The organism is Xenorhabdus miraniensis (genome assembly GCF_002632615.1).
On the sequence record NZ_NITZ01000010.1, the window covers coordinates 94,364 to 116,261 of the forward strand.

23 protein-coding genes and 1 other annotated feature are annotated in these 21,898 nt (G+C 42.0%); of the genes, 15 read left to right on the forward strand and 8 right to left on the reverse strand.

All coding sequences use genetic code 11. The features are described from left to right. Positions 1-29: 29 nt before the first annotated feature. From rlmC to Xmir_RS11365, 3 genes are all read right to left on the reverse strand, one after another. Positions 30-1,160 (reverse strand): 23S rRNA (uracil(747)-C(5))-methyltransferase RlmC, encoded by a 1,131-nt coding sequence (rlmC, locus tag Xmir_RS11355; protein ID WP_099114355.1) that lies wholly within the window; start codon positions 1,158-1,160, stop codon positions 30-32. Between the two features lie 24 nt (positions 1,161-1,184). Beyond that, complete coding sequence (locus Xmir_RS11360) at positions 1,185-1,706, reverse strand: type III secretion system chaperone family protein (RefSeq protein WP_099114356.1); 522 nt, start codon at positions 1,704-1,706, stop codon at positions 1,185-1,187. 84 nt (positions 1,707-1,790) lie between these two features. Beyond that, on the reverse strand, positions 1,791-2,102 hold the full coding sequence (locus tag Xmir_RS11365) for a YbjC family protein (RefSeq protein WP_099114357.1): 312 nt from the start codon (positions 2,100-2,102) through the stop codon (positions 1,791-1,793). Positions 2,103-2,300: 198 nt separating this feature from the next. On the opposite strand from Xmir_RS11365, the gene Xmir_RS11370 reads away from it, so the two are divergent. The 3 genes from Xmir_RS11370 (at position 2,301) to Xmir_RS11380 (ending at position 6,016) form a co-directional block, all read left to right on the forward strand. After that, positions 2,301-2,564, forward strand: coding sequence for a GrxA family glutaredoxin (locus Xmir_RS11370; protein ID WP_099114358.1), 264 nt, complete (start codon positions 2,301-2,303; stop codon positions 2,562-2,564). Between the two features lie 474 nt (positions 2,565-3,038). Then, entirely contained in the window at positions 3,039-3,647 is a 609-nt protein-coding gene (gene ybjG / locus Xmir_RS11375; RefSeq protein WP_099114359.1) for an undecaprenyl-diphosphate phosphatase, read from the forward strand. A gap of 1,064 nt (positions 3,648-4,711) precedes the next feature. Further along, the gene (locus tag Xmir_RS11380; protein ID WP_099114360.1) at positions 4,712-6,016 is read left to right on the forward strand and encodes an HAAAP family serine/threonine permease; all 1,305 of its coding nucleotides are present in this window, start codon (positions 4,712-4,714) and stop codon (positions 6,014-6,016) included. Between the two features lie 122 nt (positions 6,017-6,138). Here the strand turns inward: Xmir_RS11380 and Xmir_RS11385 are convergent, their stop codons facing one another. Beyond that, positions 6,139-7,344: a serine hydrolase gene (locus Xmir_RS11385; protein ID WP_422646013.1), complete on the reverse strand. Its 1,206-nt coding sequence runs from the start codon at positions 7,342-7,344 to the stop codon at positions 6,139-6,141. Positions 7,345-7,531: 187 nt separating this feature from the next. Between Xmir_RS11385 and Xmir_RS11390 the strand changes: the two genes are divergently transcribed. Further along, the gene (locus tag Xmir_RS11390) at positions 7,532-8,152 is read left to right on the forward strand and encodes a glutathione S-transferase family protein (RefSeq protein WP_099114362.1); all 621 of its coding nucleotides are present in this window, start codon (positions 7,532-7,534) and stop codon (positions 8,150-8,152) included. A gap of 19 nt (positions 8,153-8,171) precedes the next feature. Here the strand turns inward: Xmir_RS11390 and Xmir_RS11395 are convergent, their stop codons facing one another. Continuing rightward, the gene (locus tag Xmir_RS11395; RefSeq protein ID WP_099114363.1) at positions 8,172-9,005 is read right to left on the reverse strand and encodes an SDR family oxidoreductase; all 834 of its coding nucleotides are present in this window, start codon (positions 9,003-9,005) and stop codon (positions 8,172-8,174) included. 325 nt (positions 9,006-9,330) lie between these two features. On the opposite strand from Xmir_RS11395, the gene hisL reads away from it, so the two are divergent. From hisL to hisIE, 9 genes are all read left to right on the forward strand, one after another. Beyond that, entirely contained in the window at positions 9,331-9,378 is a 48-nt protein-coding gene (gene hisL, locus Xmir_RS23465) for a his operon leader peptide (protein ID WP_139837445.1), read from the forward strand. Then, positions 9,354-9,474 (forward strand) — a sequence feature (His leader region). Its footprint overlaps the gene before it by 25 nt. Before the next feature lie 55 nt (positions 9,475-9,529). After that, entirely contained in the window at positions 9,530-10,429 is a 900-nt protein-coding gene (gene hisG, locus Xmir_RS11400; RefSeq protein WP_099114364.1) for an ATP phosphoribosyltransferase, read from the forward strand. A 6-nt stretch (positions 10,430-10,435) separates the two neighbouring features. Beyond that, positions 10,436-11,761 carry a histidinol dehydrogenase gene (gene hisD, locus Xmir_RS11405; protein ID WP_099114365.1) on the forward strand — a complete coding sequence of 442 codons (1,326 nt, stop codon included), beginning with the start codon at positions 10,436-10,438 and terminating at the stop codon, positions 11,759-11,761. A 9-nt stretch (positions 11,762-11,770) separates the two neighbouring features. Beyond that, complete coding sequence (gene hisC, locus Xmir_RS11410; RefSeq protein ID WP_099114366.1) at positions 11,771-12,877, forward strand: histidinol-phosphate transaminase; 1,107 nt, start codon at positions 11,771-11,773, stop codon at positions 12,875-12,877. Then, positions 12,874-13,941 (forward strand): bifunctional histidinol-phosphatase/imidazoleglycerol-phosphate dehydratase HisB, encoded by a 1,068-nt coding sequence (hisB, locus tag Xmir_RS11415; RefSeq protein WP_099114367.1) that lies wholly within the window; start codon positions 12,874-12,876, stop codon positions 13,939-13,941. The genes hisC and hisB overlap by 4 nt, the downstream gene beginning before the upstream one ends. Before the next feature lie 39 nt (positions 13,942-13,980). Further along, entirely contained in the window at positions 13,981-14,571 is a 591-nt protein-coding gene (gene hisH, locus Xmir_RS11420) for an imidazole glycerol phosphate synthase subunit HisH (RefSeq protein ID WP_099114421.1), read from the forward strand. A 4-nt stretch (positions 14,572-14,575) separates the two neighbouring features. Next, a complete protein-coding gene (hisA, locus tag Xmir_RS11425; RefSeq protein WP_099114368.1) occupies positions 14,576-15,313 on the forward strand; it encodes a 1-(5-phosphoribosyl)-5-[(5-phosphoribosylamino)methylideneamino]imidazole-4-carboxamide isomerase in 738 nt (245 codons plus the stop codon). Then, complete coding sequence (hisF, locus tag Xmir_RS11430; protein ID WP_099114369.1) at positions 15,295-16,071, forward strand: imidazole glycerol phosphate synthase subunit HisF; 777 nt, start codon at positions 15,295-15,297, stop codon at positions 16,069-16,071. The genes hisA and hisF overlap by 19 nt, the downstream gene beginning before the upstream one ends. After that, the gene (gene hisIE / locus Xmir_RS11435) at positions 16,065-16,700 is read left to right on the forward strand and encodes a bifunctional phosphoribosyl-AMP cyclohydrolase/phosphoribosyl-ATP diphosphatase HisIE (protein WP_099114370.1); all 636 of its coding nucleotides are present in this window, start codon (positions 16,065-16,067) and stop codon (positions 16,698-16,700) included. The genes hisF and hisIE overlap by 7 nt, the downstream gene beginning before the upstream one ends. A 211-nt stretch (positions 16,701-16,911) precedes the next feature. Here the strand turns inward: hisIE and Xmir_RS11440 are convergent, their stop codons facing one another. After that, entirely contained in the window at positions 16,912-17,994 is a 1,083-nt protein-coding gene (locus Xmir_RS11440) for a methyltransferase domain-containing protein (RefSeq protein WP_099114371.1), read from the reverse strand. 237 nt (positions 17,995-18,231) lie between these two features. Then, the gene (locus Xmir_RS11445) at positions 18,232-19,233 is read right to left on the reverse strand and encodes a permease (RefSeq protein WP_099114372.1); all 1,002 of its coding nucleotides are present in this window, start codon (positions 19,231-19,233) and stop codon (positions 18,232-18,234) included. 120 nt (positions 19,234-19,353) lie between these two features. On the opposite strand from Xmir_RS11445, the gene Xmir_RS11450 reads away from it, so the two are divergent. Next, complete coding sequence (locus Xmir_RS11450) at positions 19,354-19,692, forward strand: ArsR/SmtB family transcription factor (protein WP_099114373.1); 339 nt, start codon at positions 19,354-19,356, stop codon at positions 19,690-19,692. 277 nt (positions 19,693-19,969) lie between these two features. On the opposite strand, the gene yiaY is transcribed toward Xmir_RS11450, so the two are convergent. Beyond that, positions 19,970-21,121, reverse strand: a complete 1,152-nt coding sequence (gene yiaY, locus Xmir_RS11455) for an L-threonine dehydrogenase (RefSeq protein ID WP_099114374.1) — start codon at positions 21,119-21,121, stop codon at positions 19,970-19,972. Between the two features lie 169 nt (positions 21,122-21,290). On the opposite strand from yiaY, the gene Xmir_RS11460 reads away from it, so the two are divergent. Beyond that, positions 21,291-21,785: a YbaK/prolyl-tRNA synthetase associated domain-containing protein gene (locus Xmir_RS11460; RefSeq protein WP_099114375.1), complete on the forward strand. Its 495-nt coding sequence runs from the start codon at positions 21,291-21,293 to the stop codon at positions 21,783-21,785. Positions 21,786-21,898 lie beyond the last annotated feature (113 nt).

Here is a 21,898-nt window from a genome sequence, read left to right on the forward strand (position 1 = left end):
AAAATCAGCAGATTACTTTACATCAAGAACTAAACATCAAGAGCCAACAATGCCAACGTTTCATAATGTTCAGTGTGAGGAAACATATCAAATAACTGAACTTTTTCTATTCGATATTGTTTAAGCATAGCAATATCTTTTGCCATCGTCTGAGCATTACAGCTTGAATAGAGAACAAACTTGGGAGCCATCCGACCAAGATATTCACAAAGTTCTTTGCCAATACCTCGGCGAGGAGGGTTTACCAGCACTAAGTCAGGTACTTGTGATTTATCAAGCGCAAAATGAGTAGAATCCAGCGCCTGAAATACCACATGTTCCAATCCGAGGCTTTTGGCTGAACTTTTAGCACAATCAATAGCTTCAGCACTGATTTCGATCCCCGTCAGCTTGGTTTCTTTATCTGCACAGTGCAAACCAAAACCACCTGCACCACAAAACAGATCCCACATGCTGCTGATATTTAATTCCCTGACCCAACGCCCTGCCGCTGCATACAGCTCAGAGGCAATATCTGGATTCGTCTGAAAAAAACTACGCGGACGAATATACAGCGGGATACCGTTAAAGGTTTCCTTCAACATCTTGGGTTCAGTGAAAATGATCTCTTTTTCGCCTTCCAAAATTGCCATATGAACCGATTGGATATTGGCGGAAACTACTGTCACTTGTGGCAACTGTTCCTGCAACCATGGTAATGCACGCTCCAACTGAATCAGTTTTGTTTCTGAACGCAAAACAAAGCGCAGCATCATTTCACCATTGGCACGGCTTTCCGTCAAAAGAATATATTTCAATTCTCCTTTTTTACGCTCAACGTTATAGGGAACCAAGCCAGCTTTAGCGATAAATATTTTTATTGCATCAAATACTGGCTGAAAATATTGTGGGTACAACGGGCAATCACAAAGATCGACTGTTCTACCATCACGATGCAACATACCAAGCAACGGGCGTTCAACACTACCACTCACTACCATCTTGGCTTTATTACGAAACCCACTGATCTGGCTGGTTATTGGCGGTAGCCAGTGTATTACTGATGTTTCCTGTAAAAGTTGTTTTAAATGTTGTTGTTTATCAGATAATTGCTGTGAATAGGACTTATCGAGCCACTGGCAGGAGTGACAATGCCCCGCGGTGTACTGCACACATTGCATTGTAAAAAACCGTATCAAAAAATATTAGTGCAAAGTAAATGTTGATGTATTCGTCGAAGCCAATGATTCTTCATCTTCTACTTCTACTTCTACTTCCATCTCACTTTCCATATCATGATTGACATAGAGAAGATTATTGCTGTGAATTTCGAAAATCACATTAGCAATTTGTTCTTCACCTTGCTGCATAAAATTGGAAAACTGCGTGAAAGTCATACCTGCTGCGATAGGAAATGCCTGACAAACAATCAGCTTAGGTAAGTTTTCATCCTGAACATCAAGAAATGCCTTAACTGTCAGGGAACTGGCATTAATCTGACTCAAATTGGCAACCAATGGAATGATCGCAGTTGGCCTAACTTCTGCCAGAGCAGAAAATAATACGACATCACCCAACAGATCGATCTTGGCATCAAACAGGCCATCGATATTCTGCATATGAGGCAAATGCAGGACTGAGTTTGAATCATTCTCAAAATAAGAAATTTTGAGCCGTTCAAGCCACGTGCGCAATGTTGACAAATCGGGAATAACCATAGAATCCATCGAAATTAACCTCATATGACCAAGAAGTTACACATGCTACTTTGGGAAACACCCTACTGAGTAGCAGCATGACCAATAATTAACCTATTTTATTTTTTCATCATCAGAAAAAGACTGATGATTTTTATCTGCTTTCTTATGATCAATTCCCAAAAAGGAAAGATTATAGACCGCACGCCAGATAATATGGATAGCTGCTGGTATCAAGCAACCGATACCCAATAAGATCATAGCAATGTGAGCTTCTGTCGTCATTAATAAAGGTGATAGAATTATGCTATCAGTGATCGACAAATACGCCAAAACTAATAACCCGATACCCAATACTTCCAATAAAATAACCAAATTGGGCATATCAGCCAATGAGCGCATCTCTTTTGATGGGTTTATTTTCATTTTTGACCTGCTTTCTCAGCCTTAAAAATAGATCTTCTGTCACTTATCTTCAGGCTATCATACCTCAATCCCGCCAATTGGCAGGACTAATTACAACAAAAGGCAATTCCTGCTTTTTTTTGTGGACACTTACAGGCATAGTAACGCCAGATGACAATCTATCAAGTTCACGATCATTACCACTAAGGAGTTGTTTGTATGTATACTGTCATTTTTGGCCGCCCAGGTTGCCCATACTGCGTTCGTGCTAAAGAACTCGCTGAAAAATTAAAAGCAGAGCGCGACGATTTTGATTATCGCTATGTTGATATCTGGGCTGAGAACATCACCAAAGACGACTTATCAAAAACAGTAGGTAAGCCTGTTGAAACTGTTCCTCAAATTTTCATTGATGAGAAGCACATCGGTGGCTGCACTGACTTTGAAGCTTACGCTAAAGAAAATCTAGCGCTATACGAATAACAAAAAAATAACTAGCCAGAAACGCAAAGCATCAAAAAAGCCGCTATCCAGCCGAAAACGTTTACCTTACTGGATAGCGGTAACCTGAGCTATACCCCCTTCAAAAAAATTCACCCCTCAGAAAAAATTTTTCATTTTTTTTTCTCAATGATGAGAACTTTCACTCCATAGTGTAGTCTTAACTATTGCCACTGCTTTTCTTTGATGTCCCCATATTGAGGAGCCCGATAGTCATCCACTTTGGTTAAAGGCTATCGGGTTTTTTTGTTGTTTTTGTGTTAATTACAAGAGAGATGACTTTTCGTTACTATCACCGCTATATTATTTACTCATATGGTTTCAACAATAGTTAAATAAAGTGATGAATCAAAGTGATCATATTTATGACTTTGTATTATAAAATTACTATTTTAACTTTAAGTTGCTAAAATAAAATCATCATGTTACGTAAATATCACGTTTGTGAGGCTTACTTTGCTAGAACAACTTAACCACAAATTGTTTCTTTTTATCAATGCAACACCCGATTCATCACCCACAATGATTTGGCTTGCAGTCTTTATCGCAAAATATTTAGTATTTGTTTATCCCATCACATTAGCCATTTGTTGGCTTTGGGGCAAAGAAGAAGCCATCACACATCAACGTACGGTCGTCAGTAAATCCTGTATCGCTTTTGCCTTTGGAATAGCAGTATCCTATATCCTTGGCATACTTGTTCCACACGCCAGACCGTTTGTTGAAGGTTTTGGCTATAATTTTCTCTATCATGCCCCTACGGAATCTTTTCCGAGTAACCATGGCACAGCCGTATTCACTTTCGCATTAGCATTCATCTTATGGCATCGAATCTGGTCAGGTGTAAGCCTAATAGTTATTGCCTGCGCCATTGCCTGGTCCCGTGTCTATGTTGGTGTGCACTGGCCGATTGATATGATTGGTGCATTTTTAGTGAGCCTATTAGGATGTGCTTTCTCTCAGGTATTTTGGAGCCTGTATGGTGAGCGTTTGCAAAGTAAACTTACCCGCCTTTACCAGTTCTGTTGTGCATTCTTAATCCGAAAAGGGTTGGTAAAAAATTAGTCAAATCTCAAAGTCATATCCTATTAGATTGCAAATCGCAGCGCTGCACAATTTGCAAAATGAAAGGTAACAATATGTCGCTGGAAATTCATACTAGTAACGAGTTTCCAGTGAACATTTACATTTTAAACTCTAATCCTTTAATGTAATTAGGTTTACCTTAAACCCAGTAGGCTTGTTAAATTTAAGGTTTTATTTTATTCAATTTATTTCGTAACATTTATGTTACTCTATGTAAACAGACAAAATATCCAAATAAAACCCTTCGTTATATTTAACAATATACAACCATAAAATGATTATCATTTCTTCACAAATACAGATTCAGTGATTGATATTTACACACAACGATCAACTAAAGATAATAGTTCCATTAACACATAATCAATAAAAACAAAGTAATAAGAAAAAGAAAAAACACCATATTTAATTAAGAAATTAAATCTAATTTTCTATTAAAAATCAATATATTACAGAGCAATCCAAGTTAAACCAAAAAGACAAAAATAAAAAATTAACATTAATTATATTTATTTAAATATTTATTAACTAACAATCGAGAAATTTATTAATATATGAATATTATTGAATGATAATATAGGTCAATATGAGAATTTAAAACAAAAATAATGATATCATCCTTGTTAAGTTCTTCATTCTATTTTCTTTAATATTTGATCAACATTTCAGCAAAGATCTATAACATCTTTCCTTTTTTATATAAATCTTGCAATTGCGAGAGTGATCACGGTACATTTCACTGAAAATAAATATATTTCCCTATCAAAAGTCAGGAGTTAAATTTTTTGATTTGGGCATTAAAGATACAGTGAACAAGAGTTACAGCTCCTTTTCCTTTGTTTAAATGTTCTGTTTTAAATGAACATATTTTGGCCAAATTATTAATGTAGTAATAAAAATGTAGTAATAAAAACGTTTAGATAAACATCAACGCAATATCTGACAACTTATTATTCATATAAAAATCCAAGTCGCGCATTTAATTAATGTGCGAGCTTAGCAGTTTTTAAATTTTACTTTACCGCGTTATTTCGGAGATATTTATGGACACATCTCAATCATGTTCAATCGCATCCCCTGCTGCCAGCAAAAGCGAGCACGCTACCTGGCGTAAATCAGACACTGTATGGATGTTGGGGTTATATGGCACAGCTATTGGCGCTGGTGTTTTGTTTCTTCCCATCAATGCTGGCATCGGTGGCTTGATTCCTCTTATTATCATGGCGATACTCGCTCTTCCCATGACATTTTTTGCTCACCGTGGGATGTGTCGTTTTGTTTTATCTGGCAAAAGCAGCGGTGGAGATATCACCGGCGTGGTAGAAGAACATTTTGGTAAAGTTGCAGGTTTTCTGATCACTATTCTCTACTTCTTTGCCATTTACCCTATCCTGCTGGTTTACAGCGTGGCACTGACCAACACAGTAGAAAGCTTTATCGTAAACCAGTTACAAATGAGCGCTCCACCACGTGCACTGCTGGCACTTATCTTGCTTCTTGGTGTAATGAGCATCATCCGCTTCGGTGAGCAAGTTATCGTCAAGGCCATGAGCGTACTGGTATTCCCATTCGTCACTGTTTTAATGTTGTTGGCTGTGTATTTGATTCCTCATTGGAACACCGCTATCTTTGATACTCTGTCACTGGACAGTGCGATGTCGTCAACAAGCAATCATGGTCTGCTATTCACTTTGTGGCTGGCGCTCCCTGTTATGATTTTCTCTTTCAACCACTCGCCAATCATCTCTGCATTTGCAGTAGCAAAGCGTGAAGAGTACGGTGAACATGCAGAGAAAAAATGCTCACGCATTCTGGGTTATGCTCACATCATGATGGTAGTGACTGTCATGTTTTTTGTCTTTAGCTGCGTACTGAGCCTGTCTCCTGAAAATTTGGCAGAGGCAAAAGCACAAAACATTACTATTTTGTCTTATCTGGCTAACCATTTCCGTGTACCCACTATTGAATACATAGCTCCATTCATTGCTTTCATTGCCATTACCAAATCTTTCCTTGGTCACTATCTGGGTGCCCGTGAAGGTTTCAATGGTATTGTGAACAAGGCGTTGAGCACTCAAGGCAAAACAATTCAGCACAAAACGCTGAATCGTATCACTAGCCTCTTTATGTTAGTCAGTGCGTGGATCATAGCTACACTTAACCCAAGTATTCTGGATATCATCCAGTCACTGGGTGGCCCTGTTATTGCCATGATCCTGTTCATCATGCCAATGTATGCTATTCATAAAGTTCCGGCTATGCGCAAGTATGCAGGCAAACCAAGCAATATCTTTGTTGTAGCAGCAGGTTCAATTGCTATTTCTGCGGCAATTTATTCAGTCATGTAATCAACGTAAAAAAAGCTGCTGTTTGTGCGGCAGCACCAAAAAAATGCCAGTCACCAAAAGGTTGACTGGCATTTTTTCACGTCATGTTGTTATGTAGATTTATCAAGTCTTTTTAGCTCTTACTAACTGAATAACGAACTAAACCAACCACTCACGGTTTTTACAACGAAATCCCACATACGACCAAAGAAACCACTTTCTTCCACAGCTTCTTTAACTACCAACGGACGCTGATCAATAACTTTATCATTGAGCATAAAATTCACAGTGCCCACCGCTTGGTTTTTCGCCAGCGGTGCTTCAAGGGAAGTTTGATTCAATGTAAAACTGGCTTTTAAATTGCCTACCTGCCCACGAGGCACTATCACTGAAGCATCTTTTTCAACCCCTAAAGCAACCTCTGAACGCGTCCCGTACCATACTTTTTCCGTCACCAGCGTATCACTGGCCTTTAGAGGGATCGCCGATTCATAAAAGCGAAATCCCCACGCTAAAAGTTTTTCACTGTCAGAAAAACGCATCCGATCACTGGGGGCACCCAATACCACCGAAATCAAACGCATTGGCCCTTCTGTTGCCGATGCGACCAGATTATAGCCAGCGCCACTGGTGTGTCCGGTTTTAACCCCATCCACATTCATATTTTTATTCCACAACAGGCGATTGCGGTTAGGCTGGCGGATGTTGTTAAAAGTGAATTCTTTTTCTTTATTCAGAGCATACTCTTCCGGCACATCACGGATCATAGCCTGACTTAAAAGCGCCATATCATGGGCGGTACTATATTGCCCGGCCGCATCCAGACCATGGACAGTTTTAAAATGAGTATTCGTCAGTTTCAGTGTTTTTGAATATTTATTCATTAAATCAACAAATGTATCCTGACTGCCTGCCACATAATCAGCAAGAGCAATACTGGCATCATTACCGGACTGGATGACAATGCCACGGTTCAGATCTATAACCTTAACTCTGTCACCCGGTTTCAAAAACATTAAGGATGAACCTTTAAGCACTGGATTACCCGTAGCCCAGGCATCTTTACCAACGGTTACCATATCTTCTGTAGAAATTTTTCCTGACTTAATCGCCTGCCCAATGACATAGCTAGTCATCATTTTGGTTAAACTTGCCGGATCTAACCGCTCATCAGCATTATTTGAAGCTAGAATTTTTCCGCTGGCATAATCTATTAATACATAAGCTTTCGCATCAATTTCAGGTGCAGCGGGTTCGTCCACTGCATACACATTGGCACTCGCTAACCAAAAAACACTTAAGCCAACAACAAAAGATTTTATTACCGGTGTCTGTTGTTTTTTTTTCATCATCAGTCGCCCTTCTCTTTACCACCCAATTTTGTATATATCCACAAAGTAAACATAAAAACTCTATTAATATAGGATGTTATAAGAGAAGACTCCAACCCAATAACGTAAAGATTTTCTTGTTATTAGTCTGATTTTGTTATCATATTATCAATTATTCGGAATGATCTTACATAAGGCGAAAATAATGCTAACAATCTGGGGTCGTAAAAACTCATCAAACGTGAAAAAAGTGCTTTGGTGTCTGGAAGAACTAAACGTGCCATATCAACAAATTGATATCGGTGGCAAATTTGGCAAACTCAATGATCCTGAATACCTGCGTATGAACCCCAATGCAGTTATTCCTTGTTTGCAAGAAGACGATTTTATCTTATGGGAATCCAACGCAATTGTTCGTTACGTTGCTGCGAAATTTGGCAAAGACAGCCTTTATCCAGCCGATCTTCAAGAAAGAGCCAGCGTTGAAAAATGGATGGATTGGGTAGGTTGCAACCTCTTTCCTCCCATTAAACAATTCATGATCAGTTTTATCAGAACTCCGAAAGAACAACGCGACCCTAAAATTGTCGCTCAATCTTTAGCAGAGATTGAAAAATTGCTGAAAATTGTCGATGACACCCTAAGCAAGCAACAATATCTTTCCGGCAATAAATTTGGCATGGCTGATATTGCCTTGGCTCCGCTGGCCTATTTATGGTTAAACGTAGATGTAGAGCGCCCATCTCTGCCAAACCTAGGGCGCTGGTATCAATTACTGACCGAGCGACCTGCTTTTAAAAAGATTGTTATGATAGAAATTAATTAAGCTTTTGCTTGTGAGTTTATTAACTCATTGGCATTCTGCCGGGATCTGGAAACTGATACTTAAACCCTAGTTCCCGACAGATACGGCTACCATCAACTATTTTGCTTTCAATTACTGTACCCTCTGACTGCAAAAATTCTGGCGGAGTCAGATCAAGTTGACGACTAACTAATGGATAAAACTCAGCTCTTTTCGGATGTATGGGGGCACACAAATTAAAGATATGTCCGCCTTCCGGTTGTTGAATAAGCAACTTAATAGCAGAAATAACATCATCTTGATGAACCAAATTGACCGCATTTTCTCCTCCCTTGAGTGCCTTCCTTCCAGCGAGAAAACGCCCCGCATGGCGCCCATTACCAACCAAACCCGCTAAACGTAATATATCGACCGATGTATTAGGTAGTTTATGCAGCCAATTTTCCAACTCAACCAACGCCTTTGCTGATTCAGTTTCGGGAGACAGTGGTTCATCTTCATTGATGTAACCAACAAGCGAGCCATAAACTGAAGTTGAGCTGGTGAAAATAATCCGTGGAATTGAATATGCAAGCGCAGTATCAACAACCAGTTGCACTGCTTTCACATACCCCTCTCCACCACCAGCAACACCACTAACGGGCAATGTCAAAACCAGTACATCAACAGACATCAGTTGATCAAGATCATCTGCATCACAGATAATTTGAGGGTCCAGATTCAATAAGTAACAATCCACTCCACACATACATGCAGCTTCAACGCCATCCGATGTTGTTTTACTGCCAACGACCTGCATACCACTACTTAGTAATGCTTGCGCCAATGGCATTCCTAACCAGCCTAGTCCAATAATAGAAACTTTTTTTACCATGGCTCTCCCCCAAGACTGACATGATTTTGATTATTAGGTCAATATATGACCATGGCTAACATTACCCGTATATCTTCCTAATGACAACAACCCTCATTTATGATGAAAAACAATTAATTAACACAAAATAAATATCTTTTTTTAAAAAAAAGTTTGCTTTTCATACATAAAATCATATAGGTTAAACAGCAAGCAACCAATCCTTAGTCGCAAACATAACGTTAAGTATAGTTATCATTAAGTGCGGTTATCATTAAGTACATATATACCCTTTATAAAAATAGCACTTACATAACATCAAACGTAGATAGAGAGCTTTCACATTATGAACCGTATTCAATTCAGCCATCATCATCACCATCATCCTGATTAGTCTTTCAGGCTGCTGCGTGCTGGAAGACATTTAATCCGTCTTCCGGTGGCATGAATACGACAAAACCCTCGGAAGATTTTCCGGGGGTTTTTTGTTTCTGGCTTCTACGATTTAAACACTGACCGAATATTAAGATAGGGTAAAACACAACATGTTAGATAAAACACGCTTACGGATAGCCATTCAGAAATCAGGCCGCCTTAGTGATGATTCCAGAACATTGCTGGCGCGCTGTGGGATCAAAATCAATTTACAACAACAGCGCCTGATTGCATTTGCAGAAAATATGCCCATTGATATCCTGCGCGTCCGCGACGATGATATCCCTGGCCTGGTTATGGATGGTGTTGTCGATTTGGGCATTATCGGTGAAAACGTTCTTGAAGAAGAATTACTGACTCGTCAGGCACAAGGAGAAACCCCGAGTTATTTAACGTTACGTCGTCTGGATTTTGGTGACTGCCGTCTTTCCCTCGCGGCTTCCTTTGATTGCGAGTATACAGGGGTGGAATGCCTGCAAGATGCCCGTATTGCCACATCTTATCCACACTTACTAAAACGTTATTTAGATCAGAAAGGCATACGCTTCAAATCCTGCCTCCTCAATGGTTCTGTTGAAGTTGCACCTCGTGCAGGACTAGCGGATGCCATTTGTGATTTAGTTTCAACCGGTGCCACATTGGAAGCCAACGGATTGCGGGAAGTTGAAGTGATTTATCGCTCAAAAGCCTGCCTTATCCAACGTGATGGAGAGATGCCAGAAGCTAAGCAACGGCTCATCGACAAACTGATGCTCCGCATTCAAGGGGTCATTCAGGCACGAGAATCCAAATACATCATGCTACACGCTCCCAATGATAAGTTGGAAGAGATTATTTCCCTACTGCCGGGAGCCGAACGCCCCACCATTCTGCCACTCGCAGGCGCACAAAATCGTGTCGCTATGCACATGGTCAGCAGTGAAACACTATTCTGGGAAACGATGGAAAAACTCAAGGCATTGGGTGCGAGTTCCATTCTCGTTCTGCCAATTGAAAAAATGATGGAGTAAAACTTGATGAATATTAATTTTAAAACCATCATCCGCTGGCAAGAATGCACCCCAGAGCAACAAAAAATATTGCTGGCCCGCCCGGCTGTCGCTGCATCAGATGATATTGCCTGCACAGTTAAACAGATCCTGGAAACAGTAAAAATACGCGGCGACCAAGCATTACGAGAATTCAGCCAACGCTTCGACAAAACGATTGTAGAAGCCATCCGGATCACTCCAAGTGAAGTAGATTTAGCTGTTAACCGCCTGTCCCCCGAAATTAAGCAGGCTATGCAGCAAGCCATGAATAATATTCGTCAGTTCCATGAGGCTCAAAAACCAGCAGAAATTGAAGTTGAAACTCTGCCAGGCGTTCGCTGCCAGCAAATCACTCGCCCAATAAGCTCAGTCGGGCTTTATATTCCCGGCGGCTCAGCCCCGCTGCCTTCTACAGTATTAATGCTGGGCACACCAGCCAACATTGCGGGTTGCCGTAAAATCATCCTGTGTTCTCCACCTCCCATTGCCGATGAAATTCTCTATGCGGCACAACTGTGCGGGATCACTGAAATTTTCCAAATTGGTGGCGCACAAGCCATTGCTGCAATGGCATTCGGTACAGAATCTGTTCCCAAAGTAGACAAAATTTTTGGCCCCGGCAACGCATGGGGCACAGAAGCCAAACGGCAAGTGAGCCAATATATTGACGGAGCTGCAATTGACATGCCCGCTGGCCCGTCAGAGGTACTGGTCATCGCTGATCACAGAGCTAACCCTGTATTTACTGCCGCAGATTTACTTTCTCAAGCGGAACATGGCCCGGATTCCCAAGTCATACTGTTAACACCTGACGAAAACTTTGCCGGACACGTCATCCGTGAAATTGAAGCCCAGCTCGCGATATTGCCACGCCAGCAGATCGCAAACCAAGCTTTGCAATCTAGCCGCATCATTATTACAAAAGATCTCTCCCAATGCGTGGAGATCAGCAACCAATACGGCCCTGAACACTTGATTATTCAAACCCGCCAGCCTGAACAATTAGTGGAACAGATTACCAGCGCTGGCTCTGTATTCCTCGGTGACTGGTCGCCAGAATCGGCGGGAGATTACGCCTCTGGCACCAATCATGTTCTGCCGACCTATGGCTATACTTCAACCTACTCCAGCCTCGGTCTGGCTGACTTTCTAAAAAGAATGACCGTTCAGCGGCTCACACCACAAGGGTTGAGAAACCTTGCTCCCACGATAGAAACGCTGGCACAGGCAGAGCAACTCATCGCGCACAAAAATGCGGTTACATTACGTATGACTGCTTTGAATAATGCAAACTTAGAATCACAAGGCTAAGGATCAATCATGAGTACGGTTTTTGATATCAATTCACTGGCAAGAGAAAATATTCGTAATTTAGTTCCTTATATGTCAGCCCGCCGTCTGGGAGGCAAAGGTGATATTTGGCTAAATGCGAATGAATACCATACCGCACCCGATTTCCAATTTCGCGAGAACACTCTCAATCGCTACCCTGAATGTCAGCCCGCTGCGGTTATCCAACGTTACGCCAATTACGCTGGTTTACAGCCGGAACAAGTTCTTGTCAGCCGTGGAGCGGATGAATCTATCGAACTGTTGATCCGCGTTTTTTGCGAGCCAGGACGTGATGCCGTGCTGTTTTGCCCGCCCACTTATGGCATGTACAGTGTTAGTGCAGAAGCCTTCGGCATAGAACAAAAAAAGATCCCTGTCAGTGCCAACTGGCAACCCGATGTTGATTCCATCAAAAATAATTTGGATCGCGTCAAACTTATTTATATCTGTAGCCCTAACAACCCCACTGGTAATTTGGTTAAGCCTGCGGCATTACGTCAGATCCTTGAACTCACTCGTCACCAGGCCATTGTTGCCATTGATGAGGCCTACATCGAATTTTGTCCGCAACATACTACCATTCGATGGCTGCAAGACTACCCTCACTTGGTCATTTTGCGAACCCTCTCGAAAGCTTTTGCTTTGGCTGGATTGCGTTGTGGATTTACGTTGGCTTCTGCCGATATTATCGCGCTGATGTTGAAAGTGATTGCCCCTTACCCACTTGCAACGCCTGTCGCAGATATCGCTGCACAAGCACTAACGGAAACGGGTATTCAGACAATGAAAAATCGTGTGGCAGAAATCGTCAGTAACCGGATTTATCTTCAGCAAGAGCTCAGTCAACTGGCACTGGTTGAAAACGTGTTTCCGAGCGAAACCAACTATATTTTGGTGAAATTTACCGATGCAGAAATCGTATTCAAGACGTTATGGGATAAAGGAATCATCTTGCGTGATCAGCGAAAGCAGCCGGGATTAGAGAATTGCCTGCGCATCACCATTGGTAGCCGGAGTGAATGTGAACAACTAGTCAGTGCCATTAGTGCACTTTCCAGCCAGACTCAACAAATCAAGGAGACTGAGAACCCATGAGCCAGAAAATGCTTTTTATTGACCGCGATGGAACATTGATCACCGAGCCACCTAGTGATTATCAAGTTGATCGCCTTGATAAATTGGCTTTTGAGGTTGGAGTGATCCCCGCCTTACTGTCCCTGCAAAAAGCCAATTACAAATTAGTGATGATTACTAATCAGGACGGATTAGGTACTGCCAGTTTTCCACAAGCAGATTTTGAACCACCCCATGCCCTGATGATGCAGGTTTTCACTTCACAAGGTATCCATTTTGAAGAGGTACTGATCTGCCCACACAAACCAGAAGATAGCTGTCTTTGCCGTAAACCCAAACTCGGATTGGTACAAAAATATCTGGTCGAAAATGTTATTGATACCGAAAACAGTTATGTCATCGGCGATCGGGAAACCGATTTGCACTTGGCCCAAAACATGGGAATTAAGGGTATTCGTTACCAACCTGAATCACTTGGATGGTCAGCTATTTGTGAAAAGTTGACCCGAAAAGATCGCCATGCGCATGTTGAACGCAAAACTAAAGAAACGGCCATTGATATTCAAGTCTGGCTGGATCGCGAAAGTGAAAGCCGTATCAATACCGGTGTTGGTTTCTTTGATCATATGTTGGATCAGATTGCGACTCACGGTGGGTTCCGCATGAACATACAAGTCAAAGGCGATCTCTATATAGATGATCATCACACCGTTGAAGACACTGGTTTGGCACTGGGTGAAGCCTTGAAGCAAGCATTGGGAGATAAGCGAGGAATCGCCCGTTTTGGCTTTACATTGCCAATGGATGAATGTCTTGCCCGCTGTGCCTTAGATATTTCCGGTCGCCCATATCTTGAATATAAAGCTGAATTTAAACATCAGCGTGTCGGAGATTTAAGTACAGAAATGATAGAACATTTCTTCCGTTCCCTCTCCTATACGATGGGATGCACGCTGCACCTGAAAACTAAAGGAAAGAATGACCATCACCGGGCAGAAAGCTTGTTCAAAGTTTTTGGCCGGACATTGCGGCAGGCTATTCGCATAGAAGGCGATACCTTGCCTAGTTCAAAAGGTGTTTTATAAGGGGACGCTATAAAGGAAGTTATGATGAAGGAAGTTACGATGAAAATAGTTATTCTGGATACAGGCTGCGCTAACCTCGCTTCTGTTGCTTATGCCATCCGCCGATTAGGTCATGAACCAATTATCAGCTTAGACGCAAATGTTGTACGTTCAGCCGATAAACTGTTTCTGCCCGGCGTGGGCACGGCTACCGCTGCAATGGCACAACTCGAACAACGCCAATTAATCCCATTGATTAACTCACTCTCTCAACCTGTACTGGGTATTTGCCTCGGCATGCAGTTATTGGCTGACATCAGCGCGGAAGGCGATAACGTTCCTTTGCTGAAATTAATTAACGCACCTGTCGAAAAAATGGTGACCAAAGGATTGCCATTACCGCATATGGGCTGGAACCAAGTGCAGGCACAGGAAGGGCATCCTCTGTTTCGCCACATTGCAGACAATGCCCGTTTCTATTTTGTTCATAGCTATGCGCTGCCTGTCAGTGAATATACGATTGCTCAAACGGAATACGGCAATATGTTTAGCAGTGCCGTTGCGAAAGACAATTTCTTTGGGGTGCAATTCCACCCTGAGCGCTCAGGTGCGGCAGGTGCACAATTATTGAAAAACTTTCTGGAGATGTAATCCCATGATTATACCTGCATTAGATTTAATCGACGGCAACGTGGTGCGTTTGCATCAAGGAGATTACGGTCAGCGCCGGGATTATGGCAATTCTCCACTTTTGCGTTTGCAACAATATGAGCAGGATGGCGCTGAATTACTGCATTTAGTGGATCTGACAGGTGCAAAAGATCCTGCCAAACGACAGATCGCGCTTTTGAAAGAGTTAGTGGCGGGTGTGACTGTGCCTGTGCAAGTGGGTGGAGGCATTCGTTCAGAAAACGATGTCAAAACGCTTCTTGAAGCGGGTGCCAGCCGGGTTGTAATTGGCTCGACTGCAATTACTCATCCTGAATTAGTCAAACAGTGGTTTCAACAATATGGAACGGAGGCGATTGTGCTGGCATTGGATATCCGCATCAGTGCCGATAGGGTTAAACAAATAGCCATCAGTGGCTGGCAAGAAAACAGTCATGCCACTCTAGAATATGTCATTGAACAATATCTTCCTGTTGGGTTAAAGCATGTGTTATGTACCGATATTTCCCGTGATGGCACATTAAGCGGCTCCAATATCGCCCTCTATCAGGAAATCAGCCAACAATATCCACAAATCCAGTTTCAAGCTTCCGGCGGTATTGGCAACCTCGCCGATATTTCTCCTCTGCCTGCGTCTGGTGTAGCAGGTGTTATTGTCGGGCGTGCACTACTGGAAGGAAAATTTACACTGACGGAGGCTATACAATGTTGGCAAAACGCATAATTCCATGCCTTGATGTCCGTGATGGGCAAGTCGTCAAAGGCGTACAATTCCGTAACCATGAAATTATTGGCGATATCGTTCCTCTCGCACAACGCTATGCCCAAGAAGGCGCAGATGAGTTAGTGTTTTACGATATTACCGCCTCGTCTGATGGCCGTGTGGTGGATAAAAGCTGGGTAGCAAAAGTTGCTGAAGTCATCGATATCCCTTTCTGCGTGGCGGGTGGCATTAAATCCATTGAAGAAGCAGGGCAAATTTTATCGTTTGGGGCAGATAAAATTTCCATCAACTCCCCTGCACTTACTGAGCCGGATTTAATTAACCGCTTGGCTGATCGTTACGGAGTCCAGTGTATTGTTGTAGGTATTGATACATGGTTTGATGAGAAAACCAACAATTATCAGGTTTACCAGTTTACAGGTGATGAAAAACGTACAACCGCAACGCGCTGGCAGACATTGGATTGGGTCAAAGAAGTACAACAACGCGGAGCGGGTGAAATTGTCCTGAATATGATGAATCAGGATGGTGTCCGCAATGGTTATGATCTCACGCAACTGAAATTAGTTCGCGATATCTGCTCTGTGCCACTGGTCGCTTCTGGCGGAGCCGGAGCACCAGAGCATTTTCTGGATGCGTTTAAACTTGCAAACGTTGATGGTGCTTTAGCTGCCTCCGTTTTCCACAAACAACTCATTAATATCGGTGAACTCAAACAATATCTTGCTACACAGGATGTCGAGGTTAGAACATGTTGATAGCACAGCCATTAACAACACAAGAAATCGAAAAGCTGGATTGGGGGAAAGTGGATAACCTGATGCCGGTCATCGTCCAACATGCTATTTCCGGAACAGTATTAATGTTGGGCTACATGAACCAAGAAGCACTGAATGTCACGCTCGACTCAGGTAAAGTGACCTTTTTCTCCCGTACCAAACAACGGTTATGGACAAAAGGCGAAAGTTCCGGTCATTTTCTGAATCTGGTTGATATTTATCCCGATTGTGATAACGATACCCTACTCGCCCTCGTAAATCCTGTTGGCCCAACCTGCCATAAAGGTACTGAAAGCTGCTTTGCTTCCGTACAAACTGACTGGGGTTTCCTCTATCAATTGGAACAACTACTGGCAAGCCGAAAAAATGCCTCACCAGACAGTTCCTATACCGCTCGTTTATACGCCAGTGGAACAAAACGCATCGCCCAAAAAGTTGGCGAAGAAGGTGTAGAAACCGCGTTAGCAGCTACAGTGAATGACAGAGAAGAGTTGACCAACGAAGCCGCAGATTTAATTTATCACCTGCTGGTTTTACTCCAAGATCAAGAACTCGATCTTAGTAGTATCATTAATCAATTGCGGGAAAGGCACTCAGCCAAAGAATAATTTTCGGTGCAGTAATAGAGGCTTCGAAAAATAACAGCCACTTTGTCAAGCTATATATACGAAGTGGCTTCTTGCTATCCTATTAGATAACCTTTTATATCTGAGTAGGATGTAGTATCAATTATGGTGGCATTCAAATTCTACTATTCAAAACACCTAGCAAATTGAAAATCCATTAACAGTGTTAAATAGAGAAGCCTATTTACTCTATTTAGCAGCCACAACCACCCGGTGCGCACATGGGAACTTCAACTGAGGCGACAAAATTGCTTGATGCTGTTCCACAGTTAAATACCCCATAGTGTGTACAGCCTTCACCAACCACACTAAACAAACTATGGTATCGGCTTTTGCAAATGATATCTGCTGTATTTCGACATATTGGCACCGCTTTCCCTGTTTCAAATACATGTTCTTGATCAAACATAAAGCGAATGGGGGCATCAGGGAGATTACCTTTGTACATGGCGACTTGACCATAATCTTCACAACTATCTTCTAGATCAATCTTGAATAACCTGAGAGTCATTGAATACAATCTTGCACCACCCAGTTTTTCTTCAATGGGTTTGTTGCTAATGGTCTTTAAATTGCTTGCAACAATTCGTATATCCCGAAAGCCTGCATCACGCGCTATTCGTACAAAGTCGCCATAATACAATACATCACCAATACACTCTCCAATCAGCAATGGATCATTTTTTAACTCTTGGGAAAGTCTGCGATCAGAGAAAATATCAGCAAAATAAATTTCTCCACCAGGTTTGAGCAACTGGGCCATTCCCTGAAGCACATCAGATTTTGCGGCAGCTAGATTAATGACACAATTGGAGACAATGACATCGACACTATTCGGCGGTAAATTGAGTAAATCCAAGGACTCAATATTACCGTGTATAAAATGTACATTACTTTCGGTGTAGCCATAGGCTTCTCGGTGATATTCGACGTAGCTCTTGGCAAATTCAATTTGCTCAAGAGTAGTATCCACGCCGATAACATTCCCTTCTGGTCCTACCAACTTAGATAAAATGAAGCAATCTCTCCCGCCACCACAGCCTAAATCCAACACAGTTGATCCAGTCAGCAAAGGAGGAAAAGGAGTACCACAGCCATAAAAACGCTGCTGCACATCTGGGTGAATTGCCTTTAGTATAGCTTTGATCTCATCAGAAGGTGGTTCATCTACCGTGCAAACATTAGTTACCAAGTCTTCCTTGCTCGAAAGCGTTGTACCGTAGTAATTCTGTACATTTTCAACTCGCCGAGACAATTGTTGTTCTTTCGTTTTCATCATTCTATTCCTCTAATAAAACCCAACTTTAGTCCAGACATGGCTCTAATAACGATAAACCTAAGACGTTTATTTGCCTGTCATCTAAGCAATCTATTCAATACTCACCATATCCAGTCATTACACACGGTCATAGCAACTTGTTTAGCATAGTGTTTATTCACATCTTCAATAAGTAATAACCTTCAATTAACATGGTCTTTAAATAAATAGCGGCCTACTCATTTTGATTAACATTCAGAAAAATAGTAAAGCCGCGTAACCTGCGATCATGGCAATAGCAAGGATAACAGTTACAAAGGCCGCCAAGAGCTTAAATGTAAATAGGGATCGTAATAAAATTAGCTCAGTCAGGCTGGCGCCAGCACCACCGATAATTAACGCCAGAATCGCTCCGGCACTGACTCCTTTCATCATCAAAGCTGCTGAAAGCGGTATCAAAGCTTCGGCACGAAGATACAGCGGTATTGCAATGACAGCCGCAATTGGGATAGCAAAAGGATTATCTGAGCCAGCATATTCTTCAAGCAGACTAGTAGGAATATAGCCATAGATCACACTGCCTATCGCTATACCGATGAATAAATATGGTAGTACATTCTTAAAATCTGACCAAGCTTCCTGCCACAGACCGCTATACTTGCTTTTTGGATGAGCAGCTTTAGTGGTTTGGCTATCGCAACAACCTGTAGATTGCGTGGCTATCTGGGTAGCAGAACAACAGGTAGCCGCCATTGACTCGCAACTGTTTGATATCGTGGGTTTAACGTCGCAACTACTCCCAGTAACTCCGCAACCGGACGCCTCTTCGTGGCGTACATAACGCTCAAATCCCAATTTTTGTAGCGACCATCCGGCACCAAGTGAGACCAGAAGAGCAGATAGTACGTAAATAGCTGTTAGTGTCAGACCAAAAGTAGCAGCAAGCAATACAACGATGATGGGATTCAATAGAGGGGAAGTAAATAGAAATACCATCGTTGGACCAAAACCAGCTCTGGCACGAATTAACCCTTTCAACATAGGAATGGTCGAACAACTACAGAAAGGGGTGATAGATCCGAGGAGTGCAGCCAAAAAATACCCCCTTCGGTTAGCACCCAGTAAGGCTTCCACCTTGGATGGAGGTATATGCCGCTGGAGAATACCAACCAACAAACTAATACCAATAAACAAAGCTGATAACTCTATGGACAGGAAGACAAACATGTTTAAAGTTTCTTGCAATTGAGAAGACATTTCAAACCCCCAAATATCTATATTTCTAGTTTTATGGAAATATTAGGGATATTAGATTGCTATTGCAGTTCCTGTCAATTATATTTCTAGAAACATTGAAATTTTTGTTTAGAGACACGTATGAAACACGAAGAAGTCGCAGAAAGCCTGGCTGAACTGGGGAATAGTCACCGGTTAGCTATATTTCGCTTTTTAGTTAAGGCTGGTCATCAGGGAGCCTCCGTCGGAGAAATTCAGAAAGCCCTGGGTATTCCGGCTTCAACACTATCACATCATCTAGCGCGCATGGTGAAAGTTGGACTAATCCGTCAAGAGAAGCACAGTCGTACTATTGTATGTATACCTGAGTATCAGCACTTGGAAAATTTGATCAACTTCTTGCAAGAAGAGTGTTGTGTGGGGATTTCGGTTGAACACTTCACCGAACAATCATGTGGGTTATGTAAAAAACAGGGATAATAGAAGAAGACTATGTCTCTATAAAGTATACGGAATAAGGTTACAGTAGACTTGAAAGGAAAAACATGTGTGTAGTGCATCTGTACACTTTTGAAAACAAATACTGCCAGAAAAATCTCTATTAGGGGATGACAGTGAAGATTTTTTATCATTTATAGCATAACTTGCCTATCACCTAATGAAAAACACCTTCCCTAAGGGAAAATGTGTTTTTCAAAGGGATACGCAATACTCATGTTATTAGAACATTCAGCTATAAAAATCACTGCTCAATGAATTACATTGCCGCTTTGAAAATAGCGACAATCTCTTCATGCGATGCCTGAATTGGGTTGGTGAATCCACAAGCATCTTTCAATGCGTTAGTCGCCAGTGTTGGCAAATCGTCCTCTTTTACATTCAACTCAGACAAACCTGACGGAATATTTACATCTTTTGCCAACTCACTGATCGCTTGAATACAGGCTTCAGCTCCTTGTACATCGTTTAGAGTATCAACCTCAACGCCCATAGCAGCGGCAATCTCTTTTAGCCGCGCCGCAGAAACTTTTGCATTAAATCTTTGCACATGCGGCAGTAAAACCGCATTACAGACACCATGTGGCAAATCATAGAATCCACCTAACTGGTGTGCCATAGCATGGACATATCCCAAAGAAGCATTATTGAATGCCATACCTGCCAGAAATTGGGCATAGGCCATATTCTCACGTGCTTCCATATCATTGCCGTCTTCAACGGCACGGCGCAAATAATTGCTAATCATTGCCACTGCTTTTAATGCACAGGCGTCAGTGATGGGGTTCGCTGCTGTAGAGACATACGCCTCAATGGCGTGGGTCAACGCATCCATCCCGGTTGCGGCTGTCAGGCCTTTTGGCATACCTGCCATCAAAGCAGAATCATTGACTGACAGAATAGGCGTAACATTTTTATCCACAATCGCCATTTTAATATGACGTTCAACATCCGTAATAATACAGAAGCGTGTCATTTCAGAAGCAGTACCCGCAGTAGTATTAATAGCAATCAAAGGTAACTGCGGTTTAGCTGAACGATCAACGCCTTCATAATCGCGAATATCTCCACCGTTGGTCGCTACCAGCGCAATACCTTTTGCACAGTCATGAGGTGAACCGCCACCCAAAGAGATAACGCAATCGCAATGATGCTGGCGCAGAATTTCCAATCCTTCCTTCACATTAATCGTTGTTGGGTTTGGATTCGTTCCATCATAAATCGCACTTTTTATCCCTACCTCTGCCAGTGAAGCCTGAACCTTTCTGACAACACCAATCTCGTTTAGCACGCGGTCAGTAACAATCAGCGCTTGTCTGTAGCCATAATTTTTTATTAATTCAACGGCTTCAGCCATGCACCCCATACCAATTTTATTCACTGGCGGGATAAAGAAAGTCGATGCTGCCATTTGGAACCCCTTAGATTTTACTGAATTATTTCAAATTTCAATGTAAGAGAATTGAATTACAATGTGACATTTATCTGACCCAGTAATTTTGACCAGAATCAATAATTGCCTATGTAAGAATAAAAAAATAGGTATTAAATTTTAGTTTGAGTTTATGTAGGAGAAGATTTTGCTAAAAAATGACATTTTCGAACGTCTAACTGCTTTGTTGGATACTCACAATGCTCGTTATCGTGTCATGGAACATGCCACAGGTGGTCGTTCAGAAGAAGTTGCAAAAATACGGGGAACTCAGTTAGGCCAAGGCGCAAAAGGCCTGGTCTGTCATGTGAAAGGGAATGGTTATCGACAGTATATCCTTGCTGTTTTACCTGCTGACCAACAAGCCGACCTTGCCACTCTCGCCAGACAAGCAGGAGGAAGCCGGGCATCGTTGGCAAGCCCAAAAGAAGTTTCTGAATTGACACACTGTGTCTTTGGCGCCATTCCACCGTTTAGCTTTCATCCGTATCTGAAGCTCGTTGCCGACCCATTCCTGTTTGATCGCTATGACGAACTGGCATTTAATGCCGGTAGTCTGGAACGTTCAATTATTTTGAATACGGAAGATTACCGTCGTATCGCTATACCAGAATTAGTTGCTTTTCGAAAAATAGCCAATTAAAGCTAACTTCAGGAAAATACCCAATAAATTTAAGATAACTTAAATAAGGTTTACATTTTGCTATAATTTAACCAGATGAAATGAGTGATTATTATATGAATAATATTTTTGTT

Excerpts from the sequence above, each read along its gene's own strand:
- rlmC (WP_099114355.1), bottom strand. The coding sequence starts at position 1,160 with ATGCAATGTGTGCAGTACACCGCGGGGCATTGTCACTCCTGCCAGTGG.
- Xmir_RS11360 (WP_099114356.1), bottom strand. The coding sequence starts at position 1,706 with ATGGATTCTATGGTTATTCCCGATTTGTCAACATTGCGCACGTGGCTT.
- Xmir_RS11365 (WP_099114357.1), bottom strand. The coding sequence starts at position 2,102 with ATGAAAATAAACCCATCAAAAGAGATGCGCTCATTGGCTGATATGCCC.
- Xmir_RS11370 (WP_099114358.1), top strand. The coding sequence starts at position 2,301 with ATGTATACTGTCATTTTTGGCCGCCCAGGTTGCCCATACTGCGTTCGT.
- Xmir_RS11380 (WP_099114360.1), top strand. The coding sequence starts at position 4,712 with ATGGACACATCTCAATCATGTTCAATCGCATCCCCTGCTGCCAGCAAA.
- Xmir_RS11385 (WP_422646013.1), bottom strand. The coding sequence starts at position 7,344 with ATGAAAAAAAAACAACAGACACCGGTAATAAAATCTTTTGTTGTTGGC.
- Xmir_RS11390 (WP_099114362.1), top strand. The coding sequence starts at position 7,532 with ATGCTAACAATCTGGGGTCGTAAAAACTCATCAAACGTGAAAAAAGTG.
- Xmir_RS11395 (WP_099114363.1), bottom strand. The coding sequence starts at position 9,005 with ATGGTAAAAAAAGTTTCTATTATTGGACTAGGCTGGTTAGGAATGCCA.
- hisG (WP_099114364.1), top strand. The coding sequence starts at position 9,530 with ATGTTAGATAAAACACGCTTACGGATAGCCATTCAGAAATCAGGCCGC.
- hisD (WP_099114365.1), top strand. The coding sequence starts at position 10,436 with ATGAATATTAATTTTAAAACCATCATCCGCTGGCAAGAATGCACCCCA.
- hisC (WP_099114366.1), top strand. The coding sequence starts at position 11,771 with ATGAGTACGGTTTTTGATATCAATTCACTGGCAAGAGAAAATATTCGT.
- hisB (WP_099114367.1), top strand. The coding sequence starts at position 12,874 with ATGAGCCAGAAAATGCTTTTTATTGACCGCGATGGAACATTGATCACC.
- hisH (WP_099114421.1), top strand. The coding sequence starts at position 13,981 with ATGAAAATAGTTATTCTGGATACAGGCTGCGCTAACCTCGCTTCTGTT.
- hisA (WP_099114368.1), top strand. The coding sequence starts at position 14,576 with ATGATTATACCTGCATTAGATTTAATCGACGGCAACGTGGTGCGTTTG.
- hisF (WP_099114369.1), top strand. The coding sequence starts at position 15,295 with ATGTTGGCAAAACGCATAATTCCATGCCTTGATGTCCGTGATGGGCAA.
- hisIE (WP_099114370.1), top strand. The coding sequence starts at position 16,065 with ATGTTGATAGCACAGCCATTAACAACACAAGAAATCGAAAAGCTGGAT.
- Xmir_RS11440 (WP_099114371.1), bottom strand. The coding sequence starts at position 17,994 with ATGAAAACGAAAGAACAACAATTGTCTCGGCGAGTTGAAAATGTACAG.
- Xmir_RS11445 (WP_099114372.1), bottom strand. The coding sequence starts at position 19,233 with ATGTCTTCTCAATTGCAAGAAACTTTAAACATGTTTGTCTTCCTGTCC.
- Xmir_RS11450 (WP_099114373.1), top strand. The coding sequence starts at position 19,354 with ATGAAACACGAAGAAGTCGCAGAAAGCCTGGCTGAACTGGGGAATAGT.
- yiaY (WP_099114374.1), bottom strand. The coding sequence starts at position 21,121 with ATGGCAGCATCGACTTTCTTTATCCCGCCAGTGAATAAAATTGGTATG.